This window comes from Acetatifactor aquisgranensis (assembly GCF_943193215.1).
Taxonomy (GTDB): Bacteria; Bacillota; Clostridia; order Lachnospirales; family Lachnospiraceae; genus Acetatifactor; species Acetatifactor aquisgranensis.
Genome location: NZ_CALPDH010000032.1, coordinates 40,088 through 66,681 on the forward strand (window position 1 = coordinate 40,088; position 26,594 = coordinate 66,681).

A 26,594-nucleotide genomic window follows, 5' to 3' on the forward strand; every position below is an offset into this window, starting at 1 on the left:
GAGGACAACATCTCCCAGGCCGTCCGGTCAGCAGGAAAACTGCCGGGACATTTCCATACCGGAGATTGCAGCCGGAAAATGCCGGACAGGGAAGCGAAAGCTATTGCCGAATGGCAGACAGGAGAGCGAAAAAGAAAGGAGAATGGAAATGCTTGATTTATCTACACTCTACCAGGTAAGCGATGTAAAGTCCCGCTCCATCAGCGCGGAGAACTTTACGGGAGAACCGGGAAAGGGCGGAATGTGCCCGCTGGAAAAAGGGGTTGCCAGCAGCGCGGCAAGAGATCTGGGAATGGGATGGAAAGTGAATCCCTATATCTTTATCGAACCGAAGAGCACCTTTGAAATCGCCAATATTGACGGCCCCGGAATCATCCGCCATATCTGGATGACGCCTCAGCACCGCTGGAGGGATACGATATTACGTATTTATTGGGACGGCCAGAAGAATCCGTCCGTGGAATGCCCTATCGGTGACTTCTTCTGCATGGGCTGGAACGAATATGCCCAGATTAATTCTCTGGCGGTCTGCGTCAATCCCGGGAGCGCTTTCAACTGTTACTGGCAGATGCCGTTTCGCTCCAATTGCCGCATGACCCTTGAGAACATTTCCGATATCAGACAGGTAATCTACTTCCAGATTGACTATACACTTGAGTCTCTCCCGGAGGAAATATCCTATTTCCACGCCCAGTTCCGCAGGGTGAACCCGCTCCCCTACAAGGAGGTCTACACCATCGTGGACGGCATCGAAGGCAAGGGACAGTATGCGGGGACCTATCTGGCCTGGGGCGTGAACAACAATCAGTGGTGGGGAGAAGGGGAAATCAAGTTTTATATGGACGATGACACGGAATATCCCACCATCTGCGGCACGGGCACCGAAGATTATTTCTGCGGCTCCTATAATTTTGAAAATCCCGTCACCCATGACAGGTATCAGTCTTTCAGCACGCCTTACACCGGGCTGCAGGTAGTCTCGCCTAACCAACTCTACAGGAGCCAGTTCCGCTTTGGCATGTACCGCTTCCATATCCCGGATCCTATCCATTTCGACACTAAGCTGAAAGTGACGATTCAGGCTCTCGGGTGGAGAAGTGAAGGACGTTATCTGCCGCTGCAGGACGACATCGCCTCCGTGGCGTACTGGTACCAGACGCTGCCTACCGTGAAATTCCCCGGGCTGCCGGACAGAGATTATCTGGAGGTCATCTGATTTCGGGAAAAGGAACCTCTTCCCATCCGGCCGGTTCAATGGTATACTGAAATCACGAAAAACAACAGAAAGGAAATAATCAGGATATGACGGAAACAAAACATTCAGTAAAATCAAGCAGCTACCTGAGCGGGATAAAGCCGGTACTCGTCCGGCTGCGGGACAGGCTGCTGGAGGAATACCCATATGCGTCCATACTGGCTACGGATTCCCAGGCAAAGCAGTACTCTGTATCCAAGACTGCCACCTCTGTCGGCATGATCGGCCGCTGGTCCGGCAGGGGATTCGTGGTGAAAGTCTATGACGGCTACGGCTACGGAGAATACTCTTTCAATGAGATTTCCGAAGACCGCATCGAGGAAATCGCGGCGAAAATAAAGAATGAGCTCACGCCTATGTCGGACCATCTGCCCGAGGGCGTGAAGCGCAGCATCTATGCCATGCTGGAAGACGAACCTTTGGTATTCGCGGGCAGCACAGAATATGAAGTCGATCCGGCGGAATACGGCGATGAAAATATCATCCGGGAACTGACCCGGATCAGCGAGACAGGAAGGGCCTACAGCGAGAAAATCCTGGACTGCGCCGCCTTTGTCAATTATCAGAAATACAGCAAGCTGTTCCTCTCCAGGAACCGTGACATGGAGCAGAACGTGCTCTGGGCGGCAGGAGGCTTCAGTGTCATGGCCTCCAGAGGCGAAGAAATCAAGGACAGCTACAAAGGATTTTCCAACCTGGGCGGAATGGAACTTCTGGCGAAAATGCGTGAGGGCGTGTGCGATGTGGCGAAAGTGGCGTTGGAACTGCTGGAGAGCGAGCCCATCACGCCGGGCGAATACGACTGCATCTGTACGCCGGAGGCTACGGGCATGATCGTGCATGAAGCATTTGGCCATGGGGTAGAGATGGATATGTTCGTCAAGAAGAGGGCGCTGGCGGAACGGTTCGTGGGCAGACAGGTGGCGTCGAATCTGGTCACCATGCATGACGGCGCCAGCGCGGCAGAAGAAGTCGCCACCTATTTCTTTGACGATGAGGGCGTGCTGGCCAAAGACACTGTCGTCATCGACAAGGGTGTCTTAAAGGCAGGCATCAGCGACGCCCAGTCCGCCATGCATCTGGGCACGGTTCCCACCGGCAACGGCAGGCGGGAGAGCTATCAGCGCAAGGCCTATACCAGGATGACCAACACTTTCTTCGAGGGCGGTACGGACAAGCTGGAGGACATGATTGCCTCTATCTCCTATGGTTTCCTGCTGGAAGAGCCCTCCAGCGGCATGGAGGATCCGAAGAACTGGGGCATCCAGTGTATGGTCAGCATCGCCAGGGAGATTCGGGACGGAAAGCTCACCGGGAAGATTTTCTCCCCTGTGGTCCTCACGGGTTATGTGCCGGATTTGCTGAAATCCATCAGCATGATATCGGAGAAAGTGGAATTAGGCGGCGGAGGCATGTGCGGCAAGGGCTACAAGGAATGGGTGAAAGTGTCCGACGGCGGCCCTTATATCAAGGCCAGGATACGGCTCGGATAAGCGTTCTTCCCATAAAATGAAATTGAAACAGGAGACAGATATGACAGAAAATTTCATGGAAAAAATATTGTCCGCCCTGAAAAAGAGCGGAGCGGAATTATACCAGATTACAGAGACCACAGAGGAGTCCGCGGAGCTGTTCTTCATCCGCAAGTCTCTTGACATGCAGCGCCAAAAAGAGGTTCATCAGGCATCGGTGACTGTGTATAAAAAGTTCTCGGAGGGAGAAAAGCACTGCCTGGGCTCTGCCGCCGTTCAGGTTCAGGACAGCTATACACAGGAGCAGATGGAACAGATGTTCCGGGATGCCCTGTATGCGGCCGGATTCGTAAAGAATCCTTACTATGAGCTGTACAACGGAACAGGAGAGCCCTCCCCGGAAGTGGTGGAGAAATCAAAGCGCCTCTCCGACAAATCCCTGACGGAGATCACAGGCTGCTTCGCGGATGCCCTGTTCGCGGAGGATACAGAGAAGGATGTCTTTTTGAATTCCGCGGAAATCTTTGCCACCAGGACCACATGCCATATTCTGAATTCCAGCGGCGTGGACGCGTCCTACTGTAAAGGCAGAGTGTGGGGTGAATTCGTGGCCCAGTGTACCGCGGGGCAGGACGTGGAGACCTATCAGGATTTCGCCTGTGAGGACATGGACACACAGGCGCTCCGCAAAAAAGTGCGGAACGTCCTTGAGATGACCCGGGCAAGGGCACAGGCCCTGACGGCGCCTCCCGCGGGGGAATACCGCGTGATACTGTCCGGCTCCTATGTAAGGGAGATATTCAGCTATTATGTGAGCCGTTCCGACATGTCCATGATTTACCCGAAATATTCCACATTCCAGGTGGGCTGCGATGTGCAGGGAGACGAAGTGGCAAAGGAAAGAATCAATCTCACCCTGAAAGCCACGGTTCCTTACAGCGACGAGGGCATTCCCATGAGGGACAGGGAACTGGTCAGGGACGGAAAGCTGATGCTGCTTCACGGAGGCAACCGTTTCGCCTATTATCTGAAACAGGAGCCAACTGGTAACTACCGGGGGTATCAGGCTCCCGCCGGAAATGTGCCCCTGGAGGATATGAAACGGGGGCCTTATCTGGAGGTGGTAAATTTCTCGGATTTCCAGATGGACGTCTTCAGCGGACATTTCGGCGGCGAAATCAGGCTGGCTTTCCTGTATGACGGAGAGAAGAGGATTCCGGTCACGGGAGGCTCCATCAACGGAAGCATCCTGGAAGCCCAGAAGAACCTGGTATTTTCCAGAGAGACCCAGGTGGAAAAGGAATTTGAGGGTCCGGCTGCCGTCTGCCTGGCACAGGTGAAAGTGGCGGGCAGCACACAGGAGTGACCGCAGGAGGCATATGTACAGGGGAGGAAAGCCGTTTTCCTCCCCTGTACGTCCGATTCCAACAGAGAGGATCACATTATTCATGAAACGTTTGCTCATAGTGGAAGACGATGCGGAAAACAATCAGATGATCAGGGAATACCTGGAGTCCCACGGCTATGCCTGTGTTCAGGCCTATTCCGGCAGCGAGGGGAAACTGTTGTTCTCCCTGGAGAAATTCGACCTGGTGCTGCTGGATCTGATGCTGCCGGGAGTGCCGGGGGAGGAGCTTGTAGGCCTTTTTTCCGGAAAAGCGCCTGTCATCGTGCTGTCGGCCAGGGACGGACTGGACAGCAAGGTAAAGGTGCTCTCGGACGGCGCTGACGACTATATCTGCAAGCCTTTCGATCTGCCGGAACTATTGGTGCGGATTCAGGTGCAGCTGCGCAGACAGGACAGGGCGGCGGAGACAATGGGGGAAAGGCAACCCATGGAAAAGGATCATTCCATGGAAAAGGAGCATTCCATGGAAAGGGAACGCTCCAGGTCAGATTCCGGCGGGCAGGTTTACAGGTACAGAGAATGGACGCTGAATCCGGATACCCAGGAAATGACAGCCGCCGGAAAGCCGGTTGCCCTGACGCGTCATGAATTCCTGATACTGGAGCTCTTCATCCGCAATCCGAAACGTGTGTTCTCGAAGCAGATGATATATGAATACGCCTGGAGCGAGGAGTATCTGGCCGAGGACAAGACCATCAATGTCCATATCAGCAATATCCGCGGGAAGCTGAAAGAGAGCGGCACGGATACATACATCCAGACGGTATGGGGGCTTGGGTTCAAGCTGACCTGAAACTACAGCAGATAAATCTTTAACCTTTCTTTACCTTTTTTGAGCGATTTTTTAACTTTTATGGTTCAGAATGAATCCCAGAACAAGAAAGGAGAAATGTCAGATGGAGAAAGGACAGGAAACGTTCGCTGTAGAGACCTTATCGCTGACCAAAGTCTATGACGGCAAGGCCGCAGTGAACCATTTGAACATGCAAGTGCGGGAACGGGCCATCTACGGATTCATAGGAAGAAACGGGGCCGGAAAGTCCACTACCCTGAAAATGATTTGCGGCCTGGCCAGGCCTACGGAAGGGGAAATCCGGCTGTTCGGAAAGACCGCGGACAATCCCTGCGCCGCCAGACGGATCGGGAGCCTGATTGAATCCACAGGCCTGTATCCCAAGATGAGCGCAAGACAGAACCTGATCATGAAAGCCAGGTGCATGGGGCTGACGGATGAAAGCCAGGTGGACGCGGCTCTAAACATTACAGGGCTGGCGGATACCGGCAAGAAAATGGTGAGGCATTTTTCCATGGGGATGAAGCAGCGGCTGGGCGTTGCGCTGGCCCTTTTGGGGAATCCGGACCTGCTGATTCTGGACGAGCCTATCAACGGCCTGGATCCCGAGGGAATCAGAGAGGTGCGCCAGCTCCTGCTGACCCTGTGCGAGGAGGGGAAGACCATCATCGTCAGTTCCCATATCCTGGGGGAACTGAGCAAAATCGCCACCCATTACGGCATCATCAAGGAAGGAAATCTGGTAGAGCAGATAGACCAGGAGAGTCTGGAGCGGAAGTGCAAGGATTATTTCCAGATAGAAGTGGACGACTGCAGGCGGGCTCTTCCGCTTTTGCTGGAGCGGATGCCGGGACTTCAGACCGAGGTGCCGGAGGGAGGCCTGATTCGAATCTATGATCTGAGCGACAGCGCCTGGGTGAATAAGCTTCTGATTGAAAATCAGGTACAGGTCTATGCATCCGGCTTCCATCACATGGATCTGGAGGAATATTTCCTGAACCGTATGGACGATCCGGAGAACGGAAGAAAGGCATTCCACGGAAAAAAGGCATTCCGTGGAGAAAAGGAGGGCGAGAGACATGTTTAATCTGCTGCGTATGGATTTGTACCGGATGAAGAGGAGTAAGTTCATTTATATATGCTTTGCCTGCCTGCTGCTTGTGATTCTGCTGTGCTATGTGATGGTCTATCTGGTCATCACGCCCAAAGGGCAGGAGATTGCGACGAAAATCGGGATGGTGGAAATCGATACCGGGCATGAAATATCCCTGGCAGTAGCGGATGAAAAAGAGAGTTTCAATGAAAAAAACGCATTGCTGGAAAATGTGACTTTGCTGGATATGTACAGGGAGTCCAACATGGACGGCGGGGGGTATCTTGTCGTTTTCGGAATCGCTGTGACCCTGCTGGTGTGCGGCGATTATCAGGGAGGCTTCATAAAGAACATCATGACGATTCATAAGGAACGCTGGACCTATATCGGCGGCAAGCTGATGGCGGCAGGCATCCTGAATTTCCTGTACCTGGTCCTGAGCTTTGTCTTCAATATGCTGATGAATCTGCTCTTCGGCAATCTGGTGCCGGCAGCCCCCTGGGGCGGGCTAGTTTTTTATCTGGTATGGGTGTGGCTGGTGTCCATGGCCTTTGCCGCGCTGATTATCATGCTCTGCGTATTCAGCCGCAGCACTGCCATAGGCGTGACAGGGGCTATATTATTGGGAAGCGGTCTGGTGGTATCGATCCTTTCCTCCATCACGAATCAGTTCAATCTGAGTGGCTGGACGGAATATACGCTTTATTATAATATTACTTACGGCCCTTCCGCATATACATCCATGGCGGATCTGCGGGCGGCGGCAGTGGGGCTGGTATTTCTGGTTCTTTATTCCATAGTGGCGGGAATCGCGCTGATGAAACGTGATATCTGAAAAGGAGAAAGATAACATGTGGATACTTCTGGCAGTCGTCTGTTCGCTCTGTCTTGGTATGGCTTTCAGCCTTATACGGAATCAAACAGAACTTCGCTCTTTTTGCCGTCAATTGGACGAGATTTCGGAAGGGAGCCATATGGAGCTGACGGCAAACTGCCGTCAGAGGCAGCTGCTGGCTCTGTGCCGGAAGCTGAACCATATCCTGCGCGGCAAAGACAGGAACCATCTCCAGTACGAGAAAGCGGAGACGCTGCTAAAGCAGAACATCACCAGCCTGGCCCATGATATACGGACGCCCCTCACCGGGGCGCTGGGGTATGTGCAGCTGGCGCAGGAATGCGGGGATTCCGGCAAAAAAGCCCATTATCTTCAGTCAGCGGAAAAAAGGCTGGTGCAGCTGGAGGATATGCTGGAAGAAATGTTCCTGTACACAAAACTCGCCGCCGGAGATTTCCATCTCTCCGAGGAAAAGATACAGCTGCTGCCCCTTCTCGGCGACTGCATGCTGAGCATGTACGCGGAATTTGAAGCGCTTGGGGTCTCCCCTGAAATCAGCTTTGAAGCGGAGAGCTGTTATGTCCGGGCGGACGAGGAGGCCCTGCGGCGGGTGTTCCTGAACCTGATACAGAATGCGCTGCTCCACGGAAGCGGAGGAATCTCTGTCCGGCAGAGCGGGAACAGTCTGGTATTTGAAAATCCCATCCCGGAAGGAACTCATCCTGACACGGAACAGCTTTTTGACAGATTCTATAAGAGCAGCCCGGCCAGAGGCAAAGGCTCCTCCGGTCTGGGTCTGTTCATCGTCCGGGAGCTGATGAGGAAGATGGGAGGGGACGCCGAGGCGGACTTGGGCCAGGATCAGCTGCATATCACGCTCCATTTCCCGGAAATAAAATTTTTATAGTAAAATCTGTAAAAAACTGTTGACGCGCGGAAGTTTTATGATATAATAAAAGTTGTGTATAGGCTATATGCGATACATAAAAAATAACCCAATCAGTCATGTTGCTTGAGGGACTGAAGGGAGGGTCGGGTGGACATGTCAAACGTAATCGTAAAAGAAAACGAAACATTGGACAGCGCATTGCGCCGTTTCAAGAGAAGTTGTGCGAAAGCTGGAATCCAGCAGGAGATTCGCAAGCGTGAGCATTACGAGAAACCGAGCGTCAGACGCAAGAAAAAGTCTGAAGCTGCCAGAAAGCGCAAATATAATTAACCTGCTTGTCCCCAGCCCCCCAAGGGCTGGGGATTTTGTATTCATGCTTTTATCCGATTCTGAGGAACAAGGCATATATCCGGCTGCATTTTCATATTCTAGTGACAAAGATATGGAATATGGAGTGTGGCATTTTTATGTTGAGAAAGAAATCTTTGGCTGCAGCTTTTCTGGCGCTTGCCATTTTCCTCTCTGCCATATTGCCTGTAAGCGCTAACGTAGCGGTCTCTGCCCCGTCTGTCATCCTGATAGAGAGCTCCACCGGCCAGGTGATTTACGAGCTTAATTCCACGGAGCGCAGGAGCCCGGCCAGCATCACCAAGATCATGACGCTCCTGCTCACTTTCGAGGCCATTGACAGCGGCAAGATAAGCCTGACGGATCAGGTAATCACCAGCGAGCATGCCAGTTCCATGGGCGGCTCCCAGGTATATCTGGCAGAGGGAGAGACCCAGACGCTGGACACTATGATAAAGTGCATCGCAATCTCCTCCGGCAATGACGCCAGCGTGGCGGTGGCGGAGCACATAGCGGGCAGCGAGGAGGCGTTCGTGGCCCTGATGAACGAAAAGGCCGCCGAACTGGGCATGGCAGATACACATTTCGAGGACTGCTGCGGCCTGAGCGATTCCGACAATCATTACACCTCCGCCAAAGACGTGGCCATCATGTCAAGGGAACTGACCACCAAGTATCCGGATGTCTTCCACTATACCACCATCTGGATGGAGGACATCACCCATGAGACCAGACAGGGTACGTCGAACTTTACCCTGAGCAGCACCAACAAGCTGCTGAAGCAGTATCAGTGGACGACAGGCCTGAAGACAGGATCTACTTCAAAGGCGAAATACTGCTTTGCGGCCACGGCCTCCAAGGACGGCATTGACCTGATTGCCGTGGTGATGGGGGCTCCGGACTATAAGACACGCTTTGGAGACGCCCAGACGCTGCTCACCTACGGCTTTAGCGTGTGCAATCTGTACATAGACGGGAATCAGGAAACTCTTTCCTCTCTGCCTGTGGAGGGCGGTGTTGCGGAGGAAGCGCCCATCGCCTATCAGGGGGAATTCCGCTATCTGGACACGGCGGGCAATGATTTAGGCGCGGTGGAAAAAGTGCTGGAACTGCCGGAGATGGTGCGGGCGCCTGTTGAAAATGGCACAGAAGCAGGCAGGGCGCGCTATCTTCTGAACGGCACGGAAATCGGCAGCGTTCCCATCCTGTTTACGGAAGATGTGGAAAAAGCCGGATATCCGGATTATCTCAGAAAAATATTCGGCTTTTTCCTTTTGTGATTTTATGATATAATGTCCTTGTTCAGGGCAGGGAACGGCCGGACGGCTTCGGCTGCCAAGAGAAGAACCTTAGTCGTCCGGCAGGCTCAAAGAAAGGAAATCCATGACAGATATCTTGTTTACTATCATTATAGCTGCGGCACTGATTTTATTCTGGGTCATGCTCTACGACACGAACCATTTCGTGGTCAGGAAGCATACCGTGACGGATTCGCGCATCAGACGCAGCTGCAGAGCAGTTCTTTTGACGGATTTACATAATAAATGCTACGGAAAAGAGAACGAAAGGCTTCTTGCGGCGATTCATGACCAGAAGCCGGATTTCATTCTGATTGCAGGCGATCTCCTGACCGCCAACACGAAAGCGCCGCTGGAACCTCCCCTGCTGCTGCTGCAGAATCTGGTAAAGGATTACCCCGTATATTATGCCAACGGAAACCATGAGCAGCGGCTGCGCATATCGCCCAGATTTTATGGAAAAATGGAAAAGCGGTATCGAAAGGCATTAAAGCGGATAGGCTTAGAGCCCATGGTCAACAGTCATGTGAACCTGCCGGAATTCGGAATCGCCGTCTACGGAGCTGAAATCGATATGGAGTACTATAAGCGTTTCCATATCAGGAAGATGCCCCCGGAGTATATGCCTCGGATTTTAGGACAGGCCTCCGGGGACGCGTATACCGTACTGCTGGCCCACAATCCGGATTATTTCCCCCAGTATGCCGCCTGGGGCGCCGATCTGACGCTTTCCGGCCATGTACACGGCGGAGTGGCCAGGGTTCCCGTCTGGGGAAAAGGCGTGCTTGCGCCCAGCTGGCATGTCTTCCCCAAATATGACGGTGGAATCTTCCGGGAGGGGAGCGCCGTCATGGTACTGAGCAGGGGACTTGGAAGCCACACCATCCCTGTGAGGGTCTTCAATCCCGGAGAGCTCTGGGTGCTGGACTTCCAGCCGGAGGAAACGGATGTTCTTTCTTGAAAAGCCGTGTCAAAAGAGGTAAAATGATATCTTGGGCCGCAGAATAAAAAAGGCCCCCGTGCGAGGAGACAATGGCGATACCGATAAAGCTGGAAGCATTCGAGGGCCCCCTGGACCTTCTGCTTCATCTGATTGAAAAAAATAAGATTGACATCTATGATATCCCCATCGTGGAAATCACAGCGCAGTATCTGGACTACATCAAGCAGATGGAGACGGACGACATGAACGTGATGAGCGAGTTCCTTGTGATGGCGGCTACTCTGATTGACATTAAATGCAAAATGCTGCTCCCCAAGGAAGTGGACGAGACCGGCGAGGAGGAAGACCCCAGGGCCGAGCTGGTGCAGAAGCTCCTGGAATACAAGCTCTATAAATATATGTCGCTGGAGCTGCGGGACCGCCAGGTGGACGCGGCGAAGAATCTCTACCGGGAGCAGAAGCTTCCGCCGGAAGTGGCGCTGTACAAGCCTCCGCTGGACTATGAGCAGCTAATCGGGGATATGACGCTGAACCGTCTGCATGAAATCTTCAAGACGATCATCCGGCGGCAGGAGGATAAGATAGACCCTATCCGAAGCCGCTACGGCAATATCGAAAAGGAAGAGATTGATATGGACGTAAAGCTGCTTTACGTGGAGGCCTATGCCAGGGAGCACGGACATTTCAGCTTCCGGAAGCTGATGGAGAAGCAGGCCAGCAAGATGGAGGTTATCGTTACCTTTCTGATTATCCTGGAGCTCATGAAGACGGGACGGATCACTATCAGCCAGGAGAATCTTTTTGACGATATCATGATAACGTGGATGCCTGTTCCCGCCTGACATAAGAAAGGCTAAAGCACAGGCCGGACAGAATCCAGGGCCTGCGCAGAGAATCCGGTACATATCATCTGTGCCCGAAAGACCGGGACAGGAAGGAGCTGCGGAAATGAAGAGGACAAGAGCGGAGGCGGTCATCGAGGCGGTGCTGTTCACCATGGGAGAATCCGTGGAAATCAGCCGCCTGGCCGATGTGATAGAAGAAGACGTAAAAGCGGTAAAAGATATCCTGAAAGACATGGAGAATCGCTACGCCAGAGAGGACAGAGGCATTACCCTGGTTCATTTCGAGGATGCCGTGCAGCTGTGCACCAAGGAGGATATGTACGAATATCTGGTGAAGATTGCCAAAGCCCCGAAGAAAATGAACCTGACCGACACTGTGCTGGAGACCCTTTCCATCATTGCCTACAAACAGCCCGTCACCAGAGTGGAGATAGAGCGGGTGAGAGGCGTCAACTGTGACCACGCTATCAACAAGCTGCTGGAATACGACCTGATTACGGAGCTGGGGCGGCTGGACGCGCCCGGGAGGCCGCTGTTGTTCGGCACCACGGAACAGTTCCTGCGCTGCTTCGGCGTAGGGAAGCTGGACGAGCTGCCGGAGCTGAATCCTGTCCAGATAGAGGAGTTCAAGCAGCAGGCCGAGGCCGAGGTGCAGCTTCAGCTGGATGTCTGAAGATATGGAATAAAGTGCATTTCAATAAAAAAAGCCTCATATATTATTAAAAATCCCATTGGAAGTAAAACGATGAAAATGCGGATGAAAAAAATAATAGGAGGCTTTTTTTGTGTCTGCTGCCTGCTGTTCTCCCAGATGACCTTGCGGACGGAAGCAGCAGAACCGGTCTCAAGCCCTCCCGAGGAGACTTCTCTCTATGCCACGGCCGCAGTCCTGATGGACGCCGATTCCGGGCGGGTGCTCTACGGAAAGAATGAGGACGCCGTCATGGCCATGGCCAGCACCACGAAAATCATGACCTGCATCCTAGTCCTGGAGAACGCCTCCCTGGACGAGACCCTCACTGCGTCCGCCTATGCCGCCAGCATGCCGAAAGTCAAGCTGTACATACAAAAAGGAGAGCGGTATACAATCCGCGACCTGCTCCACTCCCTGATGCTGGAATCCCATAATGACACTGCGGTGGCCCTGGCCGAATACATAGGCAAACAGCATCTGCCTGCGGAGCTTCGGGATAAGGATACGGCTGAATATACGGCAGAAGAGAGCAAGCTGGCCGTGGCGGCATTCGCCGCCCTGATGAATGATAAGGCTGCGGAGCTGGGCTGCGAAAATACCTGGTTCATCACGCCGAACGGCCTGGATGCCACCGAGAGCATCTCGCTCGAAGACGGAAGTATAGTACAAAAGGAACATTGCACCACAGCCGCGGAGCTGGCACGCATCCTGTCCTATTGTATCAGGGAATCGCCTAAGAGTCAGGACTTTCTGGACATCACACGCACACAGAATTACAGCTTTTCTGCCAACAGCCGCAGCTATTCCTGTGTCAACCACAATGCTTTCCTGACTATGATGGACGGTGCGCTCACCGGAAAGACGGGTTTTACCAACAAAGCGGGATACTGCTATGTAGGCGCGCTGACCCGGGACGGCAGAACCTTCGTGGTGGCGTTGCTGGCCTGCGGCTGGCCCAATAATAAAGGCTATAAATGGGCGGATACCAAGAAACTGATGCAGTACGGCCTCGACAATTATTTCTACAGAAGTTTATCCGCGGAGGATGCTGCCTTTGATGAAAATGTCCTCTCGCCCATCCCTGTGCGGAACGGGCAGACCGCCGTCCTGAACGATACCGCTTACACATCTGTCGGCAGAGGGGACAGCGAAACGGAAGGGGAAGAGGAAAAATGGCCGGAGGGGCTGTTGCTGCGCCCGGACGAGAAGATTTACGTGAAATACAGCGCCAAAAATGTGCTGACAGCTCCTGTGGAGCGCGGCACTGTGGTTGGGAGTATCGATTATATCGTGGACGACACCATATATAAGAGAGAAAGCATCATCACAAAGGATTCCGTGGAAGCCATTGATCTGAAATGGTGCGCGGTACAGATCTGGAACCGATTCCTGTGCACCAGATGAAAATTATACTTGCCTGTAAACGCAATATGATATATAATGTGAATGAACAAAAGGGAAACGTATTTTCACAAAGGGGTGTGGGGGCATGGCTTCGTCTTCCAAGACAGATACAGAAGTAATTATCGGCGGCAAGGTTTTTACTTTGAGCGGATACGAAAGTGAAGAGTATTTACAAAAGGTTGCGTCCTATATCAACAACAAGATAAACGAATACAGTAAGCTGGACGGCTTCAAAAGACAGCCCTCAGATACCCAGGGGGTGCTGCTCCAGCTGAACATCGCGGATGATTATTTCAAGGCGAAAAAGCAGATTTCCGCTCTGGAGGAGGAGCTTCAGGCCAAGGACAAGGATTTATATGATTTGAAGCATGAACTGATATCCGCCCAAATCAAGCTGGAGAGCGTCGAGGAACAGGTAAAGGCGCTGCAGAAAGCACAGAATGAAGGCGAGAAAGAAATCGTGCGGCTGGAAACAGAGTTGAAGAAAAAGTAATAGGGGCTGTCCGGATCCCGGGCAGCTTTTTCTTTTACAGATCAGCTGTTATATGGAGAAATTTATGGAAAATCATCGCAGAATTGAGCTGCTGGCTCCTGCCGGGAATGCCGCCGGTTTCTATGGGGCTGTCCGCGCGGGAGCGGATGCCGTCTATCTGGCCGGGAATCAGTTCGGGGCCAGGGCTTATGCCGAGAATTTCAGCACAGATGAGCTTTTGGAGTGCATCCGTTACGGGCATCTTTTGGGGCGGAAAATCTATCTGACCGTAAACACGCTCTTAAAGAATCAGGAGATGAATCGGCTCTATGATTATCTGGCTCCTTTCTATGAGGCCGGACTGGACGCCGTGATTGTACAGGACTTGGGAGTGCTTCGCTTTATCAGGACGCATTTTCCGGGATTGAAGATTCATGTCAGCACGCAGATGACTATCTGTGCCGGGTGGGGAGCCTCTCTGCTGAGGGATATGGGCGCAAGCCGGATCGTCCCTGCCAGAGAGCTTAGCCTGCGGGAACTTGCTGCCATGCGGCGGCAGTCCGGCACAGAGGTGGAGACTTTCATACATGGCGCGATGTGCTATTGCTATTCGGGTCAATGCCTGTTCAGCAGCATCCTCGGGGGCCGGAGCGGCAACAGAGGGCGTTGTGCCCAGCCCTGCCGTCTGCCTTATTCCGTGAGCGCGGGCGGAGCAGAATGTAAGGAATGCTATCCGCTGAGCCTGAAAGATATGTGCACCATCGAACATGTTCCACAGCTGGTGGAGGCGGGTATCGATTCCTTTAAAATAGAAGGGCGCATGAAGCGGCCGGAGTATGCGGCCGGTGTAACGGATATTTACAGGCGCTGTATCGATAAGTATTATGAGCTGCGGAGCAAAATGGCTCCCCGGGAGGCAGCAAAGACTTATCGTGTCAGCAGGGAGGACCAGAAAGCGCTGGCGTCTCTTTATGTCAGGAGCGGTCTTCAGGATGGATATTATTTCAAGCGCAATGGGCGGGATATGGTCACGATGGACAGTCCTGCTTACCGTGAGAGCGATGAGGAACTGCTGGCAAGGATACGGGAGAAATACACAGACTCTCATTTAAAGCTTCCCGTGACGGTCAGGGCCTCTTTCCATGCGGGCAGGCCGGCAAAAGTGGAGCTGGAATATGAGGAAATATCCGCAGTCGCAGAAGCTGACCCGGTGGAACGGGCCATGAAACAGCCCATTACCGAAGAAAATGTCAGAAAACAGCTCTGCAGGCTGGGGGACAGCGTCTTTTACGCGGAGAAGACCGAGATTTCCCTGGATCCGGACTGTTTCTATCCCCTGAAGCAGATGAACGAGCTGCGCAGGCTGGCTGTGGCTGAGCTGGAACAGAAAATTCTTCTTGCGGGAAAATGCCAGGACAGACAGGAGGCAGCGACAGAGACGAAAGTTATTGCGGATAAGTCAGCGGCACTGTCCGCTGAAGCAGCAACGGATAATATATCGGATATGCCTGGAAAGATTTCTGACAAAAATGCGGCAAAACATGGCTATGCGTTTTATGTTCGTACCCTGGAGCAGCTGGAGGCAGTGGGAGAGTGGATTGCCGAAAATCCCCCGAATCTGCCCTGGCGTATATATATTGACGGAGATTTGATTACAGAAGAGTGGCCCGGGACAGAGACATTCTGCCGAAAACTTATCCTGATATCGTCCGGCGGGACATTATTCGCGGCATTTCCCTATATCCTCCGTGAGACGGACAGGGAATATCTGGAGACATTGTATACAAAGGTAAAGGAGAGCGGAATCTTTCAGGGATTCCTGGTCCGTTCCATGGACGGCCTGGGATTTCTGCACGAAACGGAAGAGAGGCTTTCCATGGGAACGGCCATGTCCTGTAGGACTGACGCCGGCATATATGCATGGAACGATTCCTCCCTGGAGGAACTGTCCGCCCTGGCGGACGGCTTCTGCCTGCCCTACGAACTGAACGCCTCCGCCCAGAGGCATCTCTGCGAGAGGCTTAGTCAAAATAGCTTGACGAAAAAGCTTTCCTGCGAGAAAATCATATACAGCCGGATTCCCATGATGATTACGGCGAACTGTCTGCGCAAGACCGTCGGAGAATGCGGGAGAGGCCCTGATATCGTCAGCCTGAAAGACAGATACCGCAAGGAATTTCCTGTCTTGACAAACTGCCTCCATTGCATGAACATCATATACAACAGCGTGCCTTTTTCGCTGCACATGGAAGGGAGGCTTTCCGGGGAACTTGCCAGGGTGAAAGGGCATGTGGATCTGCGCATGGACTTCACACTGGAATCTCCCGGAGAGATAAGGCAGCTTTTGGACGCATTTTTTAAAGGAGCGGCGTTTCCCCAAAAAGACTATACCACGGGACATGAAAAACGTGGTGTCGAATGAGTGAAATAAAGAATCTGTCCTGAATGAATGTAAAAAAGAAGGAGTACAATGCGGGAGTATATTACAGAACTTTCCAAATATATCATACCGGCTCTGATGGCAGTCTATACCCTGTGCAGCTTTGCGTGCCTCGCGGACAAACTGGAAAAGAAATCATCCATCTACGTATTGCAGGATGTCATCATGTTCTTCATGCAGCTGCTCATGTTCACGGACCTGGCGCTGACCAGCACAGGCGAGAAAAAAGGTAACTCCATGGAATACATATTCTTCTATGTATTCGTGCAGATATTCCTCCTGGCCGCTGCCGCCATGGTCCCTGTCATATATGACCAGGTCAACCGGCTGCTGCTGAACAACATGTGCATGCTGCTGGGGACCGGCCTGTGCGTCATCTCCCGGATTTCCTTTAACCAGGCAGTCAGACAGTATATCATCGTGCTGCTGTCCCTGGCGGTGGCTCTGTTCATCCCTTGGATTCTGTCTCAGATACATTTCCTGAAAAAGCTCACATGGGTGTACGGAATCGCAGGCATCGCAATGCTGGCAGTGGTCCTCCTTTACAGCGAGGTCACTTATGGCGCGGAGATTTCCTTCACCATCGGCGGCGTGACCTTTCAGCCCTCGGAGTTCGTGAAGATTATCTTCGTCTTCTTCCTGGCCAGCGCCCTCTGGGAGGACGCCTCCTTTATCAGGGTGGCTGTGACGGCGGTCTTTGCCGGAGCCCATGTGGTGATTCTGGTGCTGTCCAAGGATCTGGGCAGCGCGCTGATATTCTTTGTGGGCTACGTGTTCGTAGTCTTTGCCGCCACCAGGAATTATCTCTATCTCCTGGCCGGCGCTTTAGGAGGGAGCGGCGCGGCTTGGGGGGCCTATAAGCTGTTCGCCCATGTTCGGGACAGAGTCATCACCTGGCGCAATCCCTGGACCTATATCGACAATGAGGGCTATTCCATCACCCAGTCGCTGTTCGCCATCGGCAGCGGCAGCTGGTTCGGCATGGGGCTGCTCAAGGGCAATCCCACGGCGATTCCCTTTGTGGAGAAAGATTTCATCTTTTCGTCCATATGCGAGGAACTGGGCGTGATATTCGGCATCTGCATCATCCTGATTACCATCGTGTGCTTTCTGGAGATGATGAAGATGGCCGCTTTGATCAAGGACAGATTCTACCAGCTGATTGTATATGGGATCGGCATCATGTATATTTTCCAGATATTCCTGACCATCGGAGGCGGCATCAAGCTGATTCCGCTGACCGGCGTGACGTTGCCTTTCATCAGCTATGGCGGCAGCTCCGTAATGACCACGATGATCATGTTTTTCCTGATTCAGGGAATCTACATCAGACTGCAGCAGGGAGGAGGCAGACGCAGTGGCAGAAAGACCAAACAGCACTCAGGCGGCAGCGGCGCAGCCCGGAAAGAAGAACAATAAGAAAAAGAAGATCAGCCGCTACAGCGCGAACAGGCCTGAAATCATCGTCACAAGCTGTTTCTTCGGGCTGCTGTTCGCGGCGATGATCGGATATCTGGGATATTTCGTGGCCACCAGCGAGCAGGAGATGGTCAACAACAGCTACAATTCCAGGCAGGAGATATTGCTGTCCAGGAATTATCGGGGCGCAATCTATTCCAGAGACGGGGAAGTCCTTGCCCAGACCCGGCTGGACGAGGACCAGAACGAGTCCAGGGTATATCCCTACGGCAGACTGTTCGCCCATGCGGTGGGCTATTCCACGAAAGGCCGCACAGGCGTGGAATCCCTGGCCAACTATTACCTGATCAATACCAATACCTCCCTTGCCAATAAGGCCGCCAACGATATCGCCGGCATCAAGAATCCGGGCGACAATGTCTATACCACCCTGGACGTGGACCTCCAGCAGGTGGCGGACAGCCAGCTCAATATCTACAAGGGCGCCGTCGTGGTGACGGAAGTATCCACAGGCAAGATACTGGCCATGGTATCCCATCCTGACTTTGACCCCAATGAGATAGCCCAAATCTGGGATTCCCTTATGGATGATGAGGACAGCTCCGTCCTGTTGAACCGGGTGACCCAGGGGCAGTATCCTCCGGGCTCTACCTTCAAGATAGTGACCGCACTGGAATACATCCGGGAAAACCCCGATACTTACAACAATTATTCCTATTTCTGCAATGGCTATTTCAGTTCGGGGACGGGACGGATCAACTGCTATCACGGAACAAACCATGGTCAGGTAGGCTTTGAGAGTTCTTTCGCAAAGTCCTGCAATTCCTCCTTTGCCAATATCGGAGTGAACCTGGACCAGGAATCTTTTGAGGAGACGCTGGATGAGCTATTGTTCAACCAGGAGCTGCCCATTGCCTTTCCCTATTCCGGCAGCAAAGCCAATGTAGTGGAGCAGGTGTCCATGAACGAGCTGATGCAGACTTCCATCGGACAGGGGCGCACCCAGATTTCGCCCATCCATCTGAACATGATCACCAGCGCCATCGCGGGTGGCGGCGTCCTCATGAAGCCCTATGTGGTGGATCGCATAGAAAATGACGCAGGACGTGTGGTGAAATCTTTCCAGCCAAGCGCCTACGGCAGCCTGATGAGCGAGGATGAGGCTGAAATCCTGAAAGGACTGATGGAATCCGTGGTGGAGGACGGCACCGGCAGAAAGCTTTCGGGCCTTAGCTACACCGCCGCCGGAAAGACAGGCTCCGCGGAATATAATGACGTAAAAGAGGACAGTCATGCATGGTTTACCGGTTTCGCCCCGGTGGAGGAGCCTGAAATCTGCGTCACGATTATCGTGGAAGGAGCCGGCAGCGGCGGGGATTACGCGGTCCCCATCGCCAGAAGGATTTTCGACGCCTACTTTAATGGCGGGACATGAACGGGAACATTCCGCGGAAAAATAAGTATTGCACTTCTCGGAAGATTGGACTATACTATTTTTAGTCAAGCAATGGCACACCAATCAGGAGGAATTGCAATGTTAGAAGCAACAAGCTGTGGTGGTGTGGTAATTTTTCGTGGGAAAATCCTGCTTCTGTACAAGAATTACAAGAACAAGTACGAAGGCTGGGTTTTGCCGAAAGGCACCGTTGAACAGGGAGAGGATTTCAAGGACACAGCCCTGCGGGAGGTGCTGGAAGAATCGGGGGCGAAAGCCACCATCATAAAATATATCGGGAAGAGCGAATACACGTTCAACGTGCCCGAGGATATCGTGGAGAAGGAAGTGCACTGGTATCTGATGATGGCCGACAGTTATTACAGCAAACCACAAAGGGAAGAGTTTTTTTCGGATTCAGGCTTTTACAAGTATCATGAGGCCTACCATCTACTGAAGTTCGCAAATGAAAAGCAGATCTTGGAAAAAGCGTACGATGAATATCTGGAGCTGAAAAAAAGCAATTTATGGGGCAGCAAGAAGTATTACTGATTCTTCTTGCTGTGTTGAAGGAATCACGCATGGCTCTCGGAATCGAATATCATCCGAATTTGTATCTGGGTAAGGGCATTAATGAGAAAAAACTGGATAAAATAAAGAAAAAGCTGGAAAACAGACCTGTTTTTTCCGGTGTATTTTTGGTCTCTCTCTCCCGCAATCCCTACGACCAGCTGGAGATATATGAGGCCAGGCAGCTGTGCCAGCCTTATTATCAAAAACATCCTCCTTATGTAGTCGGGATTGCCAAAAACAGGGAGGAGGCTCTCGCGCTGGTGGAAGAGATCACTGCAGAATGCCTGCAGGCCAGGGGTGACTGCGCGCTAAAGGAGTATCTGCGATGTTAGGTATCGTTTTGAAGATTTTGTCCATACTTGGCATAGTGCTTCTGGCAGTCCTCGGGCTGCTGCTCCTTATGATGCTGCTTGTTTTCTTCTTTCCGTTCACTTACCGTGTCTGCGGCAGCAAGGATGCAGAGAACCTGCGGCTTACAGCCAAAGTGAACTGGCTCTTCGGGCTGTTCCGGGTGCGGCTTGGATATCCGGAGCCGGGACGCTTGATTGCGAAGGTGCTGTGGTTTTCTCTGCTCGATATGGGGATTCCTCCTAAGAAAGAAGATTTTCTGCCCAGGGATAAGGCGGGTTCTTCAAAAGGAGCGGATAAGAAATCCGGCAAAACGACTGCGGATTCGTCTTCCTCTTCCCGAATAGGCGGCGGGAAGGCGGAGCGCATGGAAAGGGATCATTCCATGGAAAAGGATCATCCCATGGAAGAGGATCATTCCATGGAGGAAGCGCAGGAACACTCGGATGCCTCAGGTTCCGTGACGGCTTCCGCGAATACAGAAACTGAGACGCCCCCGGCAGATTCCGGCGCCTCTCAGGCGGAAACGGGAAAGGAAGAGACTCATTCCACGGAACTCCCACCTGACGGCGCTACAGGATTCTTTGGAAAAATTTTACAAAAAATTCAGAGGATAAAGTACACAATCTATAATATATATGATAAAATAAAGAGAATCTGGGAAAATATATCATACTATATAGAGCTTCTGCAGGAGGAAAACACGAAGCAGCTGGCTTCCCATGCCTTTTTCAGGGCACGAAAAATCTTTAAGAGCGTCCGCCCCAGGCGCGTCAAAGTACGGCTGTTGTTCGGTACAGGCTCGCCGGACACCACGGGCTACCTCTACGGCGCATACTGCATGCTGTCAGCGCCGCTGGGGCCCGGCTTTCTGTTGGAGCCGGATTTTGAGTTCAAAAGGCTGGAGGGGGAGTTCGACATTGCCGGACATGTCATGGTCTGGGCATTTGTCATCAATGGGCTGAAGCTCCTTCTGGACAAAAAGCTGCGCCTGTTCCTGAAGCAGCTGAAGAAAGGCCGGAAAAAACTGCAGAAAGCCCCGACATGACAGCCAAAATAGCAATGGCAGGAGACAGCATAAACACAGCGCAAGCAGAAGAATGGAGGAAAATATGGCAGACAAGGAAAATCAATTTCAGGGAGTCGTAGAGTCTCTGCTTAGAGGAATGGACACGGTACTGTCCACCAAAACCGTGGTAGGAGAGGCCACAAAAATTGGCGACACTATCATTTTGCCCCTTGTGGACGTAAGCTTCGGCGTGGGCGCGGGAGCAGGCAGCAACGGACAGAAGAGCTCGTCTTCCGGCGCCGGCGGCCTCGGCGGGAAGATGACCCCCAGCGCCGTACTTGTGATCAGGGACAACGCGGTCAAGCTGGTGAATATCAAGAACCAGGATGCGGTCACGAAGGTGCTGGATATGATTCCTGACCTGGTGGACAAGTTCACCAAGCCTAAGGACATAAAGATAAAAGAGGAAGAGGGCGAAATCTCCGACGCGGAGGTGGTAGATATCGCGTTCCCGGAAGAGGAGTGACATTTTCCGCAGCAGGAACACATATAATAGAGTGATACCATCTAGTCCGAGGCATCATGAGGAAGATTGTAGGATTTGTCGCTTTTTTCATCGCAATCGGCATGCTGATCATGCTGATTACCCATAACCGGCTGGTAGGCCTGATTCTCATCGCTCTGTTATTGTTTCTGGGATATAATTGTTTCTGTGGCGATTGATGCGTATTAGAAAAAGAGCAGATGGAATTTCTGCTCTTTTTTCATTCGCGTCAAATATGTGCCGATTCTCAGAAAGCTTATGCCCTCTCGACTTTGCCTGACCTTAAGCAACGGGTGCAGACATGCATTCTCTTAGAAGCGCCGTTTACCTTGCATTTTACTCTCTTGACATTTGCTTTCCACATTGTATTGGTCTTTCTATTGGAATGGCTTACATTGTTACCAAAGAGGACGCCCTTACCACAAATATCACACTTAGCCATTTTGCCACCTCCTCAACACCCGCGTGTCCCTACGCTTGTATTTTATTCCCGACAACAGAAAAATCCACTTCATGAAATTTCTATTGTACACAACATTAGTATCTTAACAGAAATATATGGAAAAAGCAAGTAAAAAAAATCTTTTTTTAATTTTAATATTTATTATTCCCTTTTTCTGGGAAAGCTGTTAAAATAATATCTATATGTCTGCTTTTTATTGTTAGACAAGGAAAGGAAAGGTTACTATGAAAGGTTCTTCTATGAATACCCATATGGGAAAGATTGTCGTTCATAATGAAGTGATTGCCCAATATGCGGGAGGCGTTGCCGTAGAATGCTTCGGTATCGTAGGCATGGCCGGCGTCAGCGTAAAGGACGGTCTGGTAAAGCTTCTCAAAATGGACAGCATCACCAGAGGCATCAGCGTAACGCTCCATCAGAACAGGCTGATTCTTGATTTCCATGTCATCGTGGCCTACGGCGTCAGCATATTGGCCGTAGCGGATAATCTAATCAGCAATGTAAAGTACAAAGTGGAAGAATTTACCGGCATTGAGATTGAGAAGATCAATATCTATGTAGATGGTGTCAGAGTGATTGATTAAGGAGGAACGTGTCGTGAGTTTACAACAAATCGATGCTGGGATGCTTGCCAAGATGTTCCTGGCCGGTGCAAAGAATCTGGAGAATAAAAAAGAGTGGATCAATGAGCTGAACGTTTTTCCCGTCCCTGACGGCGACACGGGCACCAATATGACCATGACCATCATGTCCGCAGCGAGAGAGGTATCCGGGCTTGGCGAAGCAATCGACATGCAGGGATTGTGCAAGGCAATCTCCGGCGGTTCCCTGCGCGGCGCAAGGGGGAATTCCGGCGTCATCCTGTCTCAGCTTTTCCGCGGCTTCACCCGGAGGATCAAGGAAGAGGAACTGCTGACCATCCCTGTGCTGGCGGAGGCTTTCGACAAGGCTGTGGAGACCGCTTACAAGGCTGTCATGAAGCCCAAGGAGGGGACAATCCTCACCGTTGCCAGAGGGGCGGCGGAAAAGGCGGCGGAACTTGTGGATGACGGCTGCACGGATATGGAGGCATTTCTCTCTACCGTCATCAGGCATGCGGAGTATGTGCTGAGCCAGACTCCCGAGATGCTTCCCGTGCTGAAGCAGGCAGGTGTGGTGGATTCCGGCGGACAGGGACTCATCGCGGTGCTTTCCGGCGCCTTTGACGCGTTCCTGGGCAAGGAGACAGACCTTTCCATCAAGCCTGCGGGACAGGGCGCATCTGCCGGCGGAAACGCGAAAGAGAGCCAGATGCAGGCGGAGTCCCAGATGGAAATCAAATTCGGCTATTGTACAGAATTCATCATCATGCTGAATAAGACTTTCAATATCAAGACGGAGATGGATTTCAAGGCCTATCTGGAATCTATCGGCGATTCTATTGTATGTGTGGCGGACGACGATATCGTGAAAGTGCACGTACATACCAATGACCCGGGTCTGGCTATCCAGAAGGCATTGAAGTATGGCGCGCTTTCCAATATGAAAATCGACAATATGCGCCTGGAGCATCAGGAAAAGCTGTTCAAGGAAGCGGAAAGCTCCAGGAAAGAGACTCAGGCAGCGGAGAGCAGGGCGGATACGCCGCCTAAGGACTACGGCTTCATCGCTGTCTCCGTAGGAGACGGCATCAATGAAATCTTCAAAAGCCTGGGCGTAGACTACATCATCGAGGGCGGACAGACCATGAATCCCAGCACGGCGGACATTCTGGACGCGGTGGATAAGGTCAACGCCAAGACGATTTTCATCCTGCCCAACAACAAGAACATCATCCTGGCGGCAAATCAGGCGGCGGAGCTGTCCGCGGAAAAGGATCTGCTGGTAATCCCCACCAAGACCATCCCCCAGGGAATCACGGCCATCATCAATTTCGTGCCGGAGCTGTCCGTGGACGAGAATGAAGCGAACATGCTGAACGAAATCGGCAATGTCTGCACCGGCCAGGTGACCTACGCGGTGCGCGATACAGTCATCGATGACAAGGAAATCAAGAAAGGTGATTTCATGGGAATCGGCGACAGCGGCATCCTTGCGGTGGGCAATGATATGACCGCGGTGGCGGACGATACTATTTCTAAAATGATGAAAGCGGAGAGCGAATTGATCAGCATCTACTATGGCAGCGATGTGACAGAGGAAAATGCCGAGAGCTTCCGTTCACAGGTGGCGGACCGTTATCCTGACTGTGATATCGAACTGCAGTACGGAGGCCAGCCTATTTACTATTATGTCATGTCCGTAGAATAAAGAGAGAGGCGTATGAATCAGGATACCCCTGTCATTGAACTGAAAGGCGTCGGCGAGAAGACGCAGAAGCTGCTGGAAAAGCTGAATATCCGCACGGTGGGCGATCTGCTTTCCGCCTACCCGAGAGACTACGAGGTGTTCGGGGAGCCGGTAAAAGTAAGCGAAGCGTCCGCCGGGACTGTCTGTGCCGTCTATGGAGCCGTGTCCGGCATCCCCAATGAGAGAAGAGTCCGCAAGCTGAGCATCCTCAATGTGAATATCGCGGACAGTTCCGGCAGCCTGCAGCTGACATTCTACAATATGCCATTCCTGAAAAAGACCCTGCGTCAGGGAGGATTCTATATTTTCAGGGGATTGGTGCAGACAAGGGGCGCTTCCAGAATCATGGAACAGCCCAAAATCTTCTCCAGAGAGGACTATGCGAAGCTGACCGACCGGCTGGTGCCCCGGTATTCCCTGACCAAAGGGCTGACCAACCAGTCTCTGCAGAAATACGTGAAACAGGCCCTTTCTTTCTATGAATTCGGGCCGGAATATTTTTCGGAAGACCTGCTGGAGGAAGCCAGCCTGGTATCGGAGCGGGAGGCCCTGGAGACCGTTCATTTTCCCCAAAATCATGATTCCCTGGTGCAGGCCAGAAGACGTCTTGTCTTTGACGAATTCTTCTCTTTCCTGTTTCTCATGCGGAAAAATAAGGAATTCTGCGATGGCCTTGCCAGCAATTACAGGCTGCTCGAGACGGCGGATACCGTGCGCTTCCTGGAGCAGCTCCCTTTCCCCCTGACCAGGGCCCAGCAAAAGGTCTGGCAGGAGATCAAAGACGATGTGGGCAGCGCCCGCTGTATGAACAGATTAGTACAGGGGGATGTAGGCTCCGGAAAGACCATCGTGGCGGTGCTTGCCCTGCTGATGACTGCAGCCAACGGCTATCAGGGCGCTTTGATGGCCCCCACGGAAGTGCTTGCCATGCAGCACTTTGAGACCATACAGGATTATGTAAAACAATATGACCTGATATTCCGCCCTGTCCTTTTGGTGGGCTCTATGTCCGCCAAAGAGAAGAGAGAGGCCTATGGGAGAATCGCTTCCGGCGAGGCCAACCTCATCATCGGCACCCACGCGCTGATTCAGGAAAAGGTGCAGTATAAGGCGCTGGCTCTGGTGGTGACGGACGAGCAGCACCGCTTCGGAGTAAGACAGCGGGAGCATCTGGCCGAAAAAGGAGAAAATCCCCATATCCTTGTCATGAGCGCCACCCCCATTCCCAGGACGCTGGCCATCATCCTCTACGGAGACCTGCATATTTCCGTCATAGATGAACTGCCCGCCAACCGTCTGCCCATCAAGAACTGCGTGGTGAACACCGGCTACCGTCCAAAGGCCTATCGCTTTATTGCCGGACAGGTAGAACAGGGGCGCCAGGTGTATGTCATCTGTCCCCAGGTAGAGGGGGACAGCGAAGATGCCGAGGGCGGCGCGCCTCTGGAGAACGTAGTGGATTATACGGAGAAGCTGAAAAGCGCTCTGCCGGCCGGCGTACAGGTGGCCTATCTCCACGGAAAGATGCGTCCTGCGGACAAGAACCGCATCATGGAGCAGTTCGCCTCCCGGAAAATCGATGTACTGGTATCCACCACTGTCATAGAAGTTGGCATCAATGTGCCCAACGCCACGGTGATGATGGTGGAAAACGCGGAGCGCTTCGGCCTGGCTCAGCTCCATCAGCTGCGGGGGCGGGTAGGGCGCGGAGAGCACCAGAGCTACTGTATCTTCATAAGCGCCAGCGAAAAGGAAGAATCCATGGAGCGGCTGCAGATTCTGAACAAATCCAACGACGGCTTCTTCATCGCCTCGGAAGACTTGAAGCTGCGGGGACCGGGGGAACTGTTCGGAATCAGGCAGAGCGGGGAATTCTCTTTCCGTATCGGAGATATCTATTCGGATGCCTCTGTGCTGAAGCAGGCTTCCAAAGCCGTGGACAGGATACTTTCGGAGGATCCCGGACTGGAGAAGCCGGCGAATTTACTGCTGAAACAGCATCTGGAGGCAGCAGCCGGGAATCATGTCGATTTTCGCTCCATTTGAAGCTTCTGAAGCTTCTGATAAAATTTTCTTGACAGAATTGAGAAGATAGTGTATTATAATCAAGAAAATTTAGCCTGTTAAAGCAATAAAGTGGAGGCCGACCAGGCTGGATTCATGAACAGGAGACAGGAAAAAGTGAATGCCTGTCCTTAGGAAAGTGTGATAAAAAAGTGCCTTCGGCACTTCAACCCCCTAGCCCCCATTCATGGGGGAAAAATTGTGCGGCACACAATTAGGGGT

General features: G+C 52.3%; 26 protein-coding genes. 25 read left to right on the forward strand and 1 reads right to left on the reverse strand.

Annotated elements, in window-relative coordinates:
- The first annotated feature begins 148 nt into the window (after positions 1–148).
- The 22 genes from NFS35_RS22480 to NFS35_RS22585 all read left to right on the forward strand — a co-directional run bounded on the left by NFS35_RS22480 (position 149) and on the right by NFS35_RS22585 (position 21,696).
- The gene (locus NFS35_RS22480; protein WP_251209301.1) at positions 149–1,216 is read left to right on the forward strand and encodes a glycoside hydrolase family 172 protein; all 1,068 of its coding nucleotides are present in this window, start codon (positions 149–151) and stop codon (positions 1,214–1,216) included.
- Positions 1,217–1,302: 86 nt separating this feature from the next.
- Positions 1,303–2,748 carry a TldD/PmbA family protein gene (locus tag NFS35_RS22485; protein WP_251209302.1) on the forward strand — a complete coding sequence of 482 codons (1,446 nt, stop codon included), beginning with the start codon at positions 1,303–1,305 and terminating at the stop codon, positions 2,746–2,748.
- 40 nt (positions 2,749–2,788) lie between these two features.
- A complete protein-coding gene (locus NFS35_RS22490) occupies positions 2,789–4,093 on the forward strand; it encodes a metallopeptidase TldD-related protein (RefSeq protein ID WP_251209303.1) in 1,305 nt (434 codons plus the stop codon).
- An 82-nt stretch (positions 4,094–4,175) separates the two neighbouring features.
- A complete protein-coding gene (locus tag NFS35_RS22495) occupies positions 4,176–4,928 on the forward strand; it encodes a response regulator transcription factor (protein WP_251209304.1) in 753 nt (250 codons plus the stop codon).
- Between the two features lie 103 nt (positions 4,929–5,031).
- Complete coding sequence (locus NFS35_RS22500; protein ID WP_251209305.1) at positions 5,032–6,015, forward strand: ABC transporter ATP-binding protein; 984 nt, start codon at positions 5,032–5,034, stop codon at positions 6,013–6,015.
- Complete coding sequence (locus NFS35_RS22505) at positions 6,008–6,856, forward strand: ABC transporter permease (protein WP_251209306.1); 849 nt, start codon at positions 6,008–6,010, stop codon at positions 6,854–6,856. The genes NFS35_RS22500 and NFS35_RS22505 overlap by 8 nt, the downstream gene beginning before the upstream one ends.
- Positions 6,857–6,872: 16 nt before the next feature.
- On the forward strand, positions 6,873–7,763 hold the full coding sequence (locus NFS35_RS22510; protein ID WP_251209307.1) for a sensor histidine kinase: 891 nt from the start codon (positions 6,873–6,875) through the stop codon (positions 7,761–7,763).
- A 135-nt stretch (positions 7,764–7,898) separates the two neighbouring features.
- Positions 7,899–8,075 (forward strand): 30S ribosomal protein S21, encoded by a 177-nt coding sequence (gene rpsU, locus NFS35_RS22515; RefSeq protein ID WP_004222305.1) that lies wholly within the window; start codon positions 7,899–7,901, stop codon positions 8,073–8,075.
- Between the two features lie 137 nt (positions 8,076–8,212).
- Positions 8,213–9,373 (forward strand): D-alanyl-D-alanine carboxypeptidase family protein, encoded by a 1,161-nt coding sequence (locus NFS35_RS22520; protein ID WP_251209308.1) that lies wholly within the window; start codon positions 8,213–8,215, stop codon positions 9,371–9,373.
- 103 nt (positions 9,374–9,476) lie between these two features.
- Positions 9,477–10,352 carry a metallophosphoesterase gene (locus NFS35_RS22525; RefSeq protein WP_251209309.1) on the forward strand — a complete coding sequence of 292 codons (876 nt, stop codon included), beginning with the start codon at positions 9,477–9,479 and terminating at the stop codon, positions 10,350–10,352.
- A 71-nt stretch (positions 10,353–10,423) separates the two neighbouring features.
- Positions 10,424–11,176 (forward strand): segregation and condensation protein A, encoded by a 753-nt coding sequence (locus NFS35_RS22530; protein WP_251209310.1) that lies wholly within the window; start codon positions 10,424–10,426, stop codon positions 11,174–11,176.
- Between the two features lie 106 nt (positions 11,177–11,282).
- The gene (gene scpB / locus NFS35_RS22535; RefSeq protein ID WP_251209311.1) at positions 11,283–11,852 is read left to right on the forward strand and encodes an SMC-Scp complex subunit ScpB; all 570 of its coding nucleotides are present in this window, start codon (positions 11,283–11,285) and stop codon (positions 11,850–11,852) included.
- An 84-nt stretch (positions 11,853–11,936) separates the two neighbouring features.
- Positions 11,937–13,277: a D-alanyl-D-alanine carboxypeptidase family protein gene (locus NFS35_RS22540; RefSeq protein WP_251209312.1), complete on the forward strand. Its 1,341-nt coding sequence runs from the start codon at positions 11,937–11,939 to the stop codon at positions 13,275–13,277.
- A gap of 85 nt (positions 13,278–13,362) precedes the next feature.
- On the forward strand, positions 13,363–13,770 hold the full coding sequence (gene zapA, locus NFS35_RS22545; RefSeq protein ID WP_251209313.1) for a cell division protein ZapA: 408 nt from the start codon (positions 13,363–13,365) through the stop codon (positions 13,768–13,770).
- 64 nt (positions 13,771–13,834) lie between these two features.
- Positions 13,835–16,171, forward strand: a complete 2,337-nt coding sequence (locus tag NFS35_RS22550) for a peptidase U32 family protein (protein WP_251209314.1) — start codon at positions 13,835–13,837, stop codon at positions 16,169–16,171.
- Positions 16,172–16,219: 48 nt separating this feature from the next.
- Entirely contained in the window at positions 16,220–17,608 is a 1,389-nt protein-coding gene (locus NFS35_RS22555; RefSeq protein WP_251209315.1) for an FtsW/RodA/SpoVE family cell cycle protein, read from the forward strand.
- Positions 17,547–19,043, forward strand: a complete 1,497-nt coding sequence (locus NFS35_RS22560; protein WP_251209316.1) for a peptidoglycan D,D-transpeptidase FtsI family protein — start codon at positions 17,547–17,549, stop codon at positions 19,041–19,043. The genes NFS35_RS22555 and NFS35_RS22560 overlap by 62 nt, the downstream gene beginning before the upstream one ends.
- A gap of 99 nt (positions 19,044–19,142) precedes the next feature.
- Positions 19,143–19,595 carry an NUDIX hydrolase gene (locus NFS35_RS22565; RefSeq protein ID WP_251209317.1) on the forward strand — a complete coding sequence of 151 codons (453 nt, stop codon included), beginning with the start codon at positions 19,143–19,145 and terminating at the stop codon, positions 19,593–19,595.
- Between the two features lie 29 nt (positions 19,596–19,624).
- A complete protein-coding gene (locus tag NFS35_RS22570; RefSeq protein WP_251209318.1) occupies positions 19,625–19,948 on the forward strand; it encodes a hypothetical protein in 324 nt (107 codons plus the stop codon).
- Positions 19,942–21,012 carry a hypothetical protein gene (locus tag NFS35_RS22575; protein WP_251209319.1) on the forward strand — a complete coding sequence of 357 codons (1,071 nt, stop codon included), beginning with the start codon at positions 19,942–19,944 and terminating at the stop codon, positions 21,010–21,012. The genes NFS35_RS22570 and NFS35_RS22575 overlap by 7 nt, the downstream gene beginning before the upstream one ends.
- Before the next feature lie 64 nt (positions 21,013–21,076).
- A complete protein-coding gene (locus NFS35_RS22580; RefSeq protein ID WP_251209320.1) occupies positions 21,077–21,499 on the forward strand; it encodes a GerW family sporulation protein in 423 nt (140 codons plus the stop codon).
- 56 nt (positions 21,500–21,555) lie between these two features.
- The gene (locus tag NFS35_RS22585) at positions 21,556–21,696 is read left to right on the forward strand and encodes a hypothetical protein (protein ID WP_251209321.1); all 141 of its coding nucleotides are present in this window, start codon (positions 21,556–21,558) and stop codon (positions 21,694–21,696) included.
- Positions 21,697–21,773: 77 nt separating this feature from the next.
- On the opposite strand, the gene rpmB is transcribed toward NFS35_RS22585, so the two are convergent.
- The gene (gene rpmB / locus NFS35_RS22590; protein WP_251209322.1) at positions 21,774–21,959 is read right to left on the reverse strand and encodes a 50S ribosomal protein L28; all 186 of its coding nucleotides are present in this window, start codon (positions 21,957–21,959) and stop codon (positions 21,774–21,776) included.
- A 245-nt stretch (positions 21,960–22,204) separates the two neighbouring features.
- Between rpmB and NFS35_RS22595 the strand changes: the two genes are divergently transcribed.
- The 3 genes from NFS35_RS22595 to recG are packed head-to-tail and all read left to right on the forward strand — an operon-like array spanning position 22,205 to position 26,354.
- A complete protein-coding gene (locus NFS35_RS22595; RefSeq protein ID WP_251209323.1) occupies positions 22,205–22,564 on the forward strand; it encodes an Asp23/Gls24 family envelope stress response protein in 360 nt (119 codons plus the stop codon).
- A gap of 13 nt (positions 22,565–22,577) precedes the next feature.
- Entirely contained in the window at positions 22,578–24,269 is a 1,692-nt protein-coding gene (locus tag NFS35_RS22600; RefSeq protein ID WP_251209324.1) for a DAK2 domain-containing protein, read from the forward strand.
- A 12-nt stretch (positions 24,270–24,281) separates the two neighbouring features.
- Positions 24,282–26,354, forward strand: a complete 2,073-nt coding sequence (gene recG / locus NFS35_RS22605) for an ATP-dependent DNA helicase RecG (RefSeq protein WP_251209325.1) — start codon at positions 24,282–24,284, stop codon at positions 26,352–26,354.
- Positions 26,355–26,594: the final 240 nt, after the last annotated feature.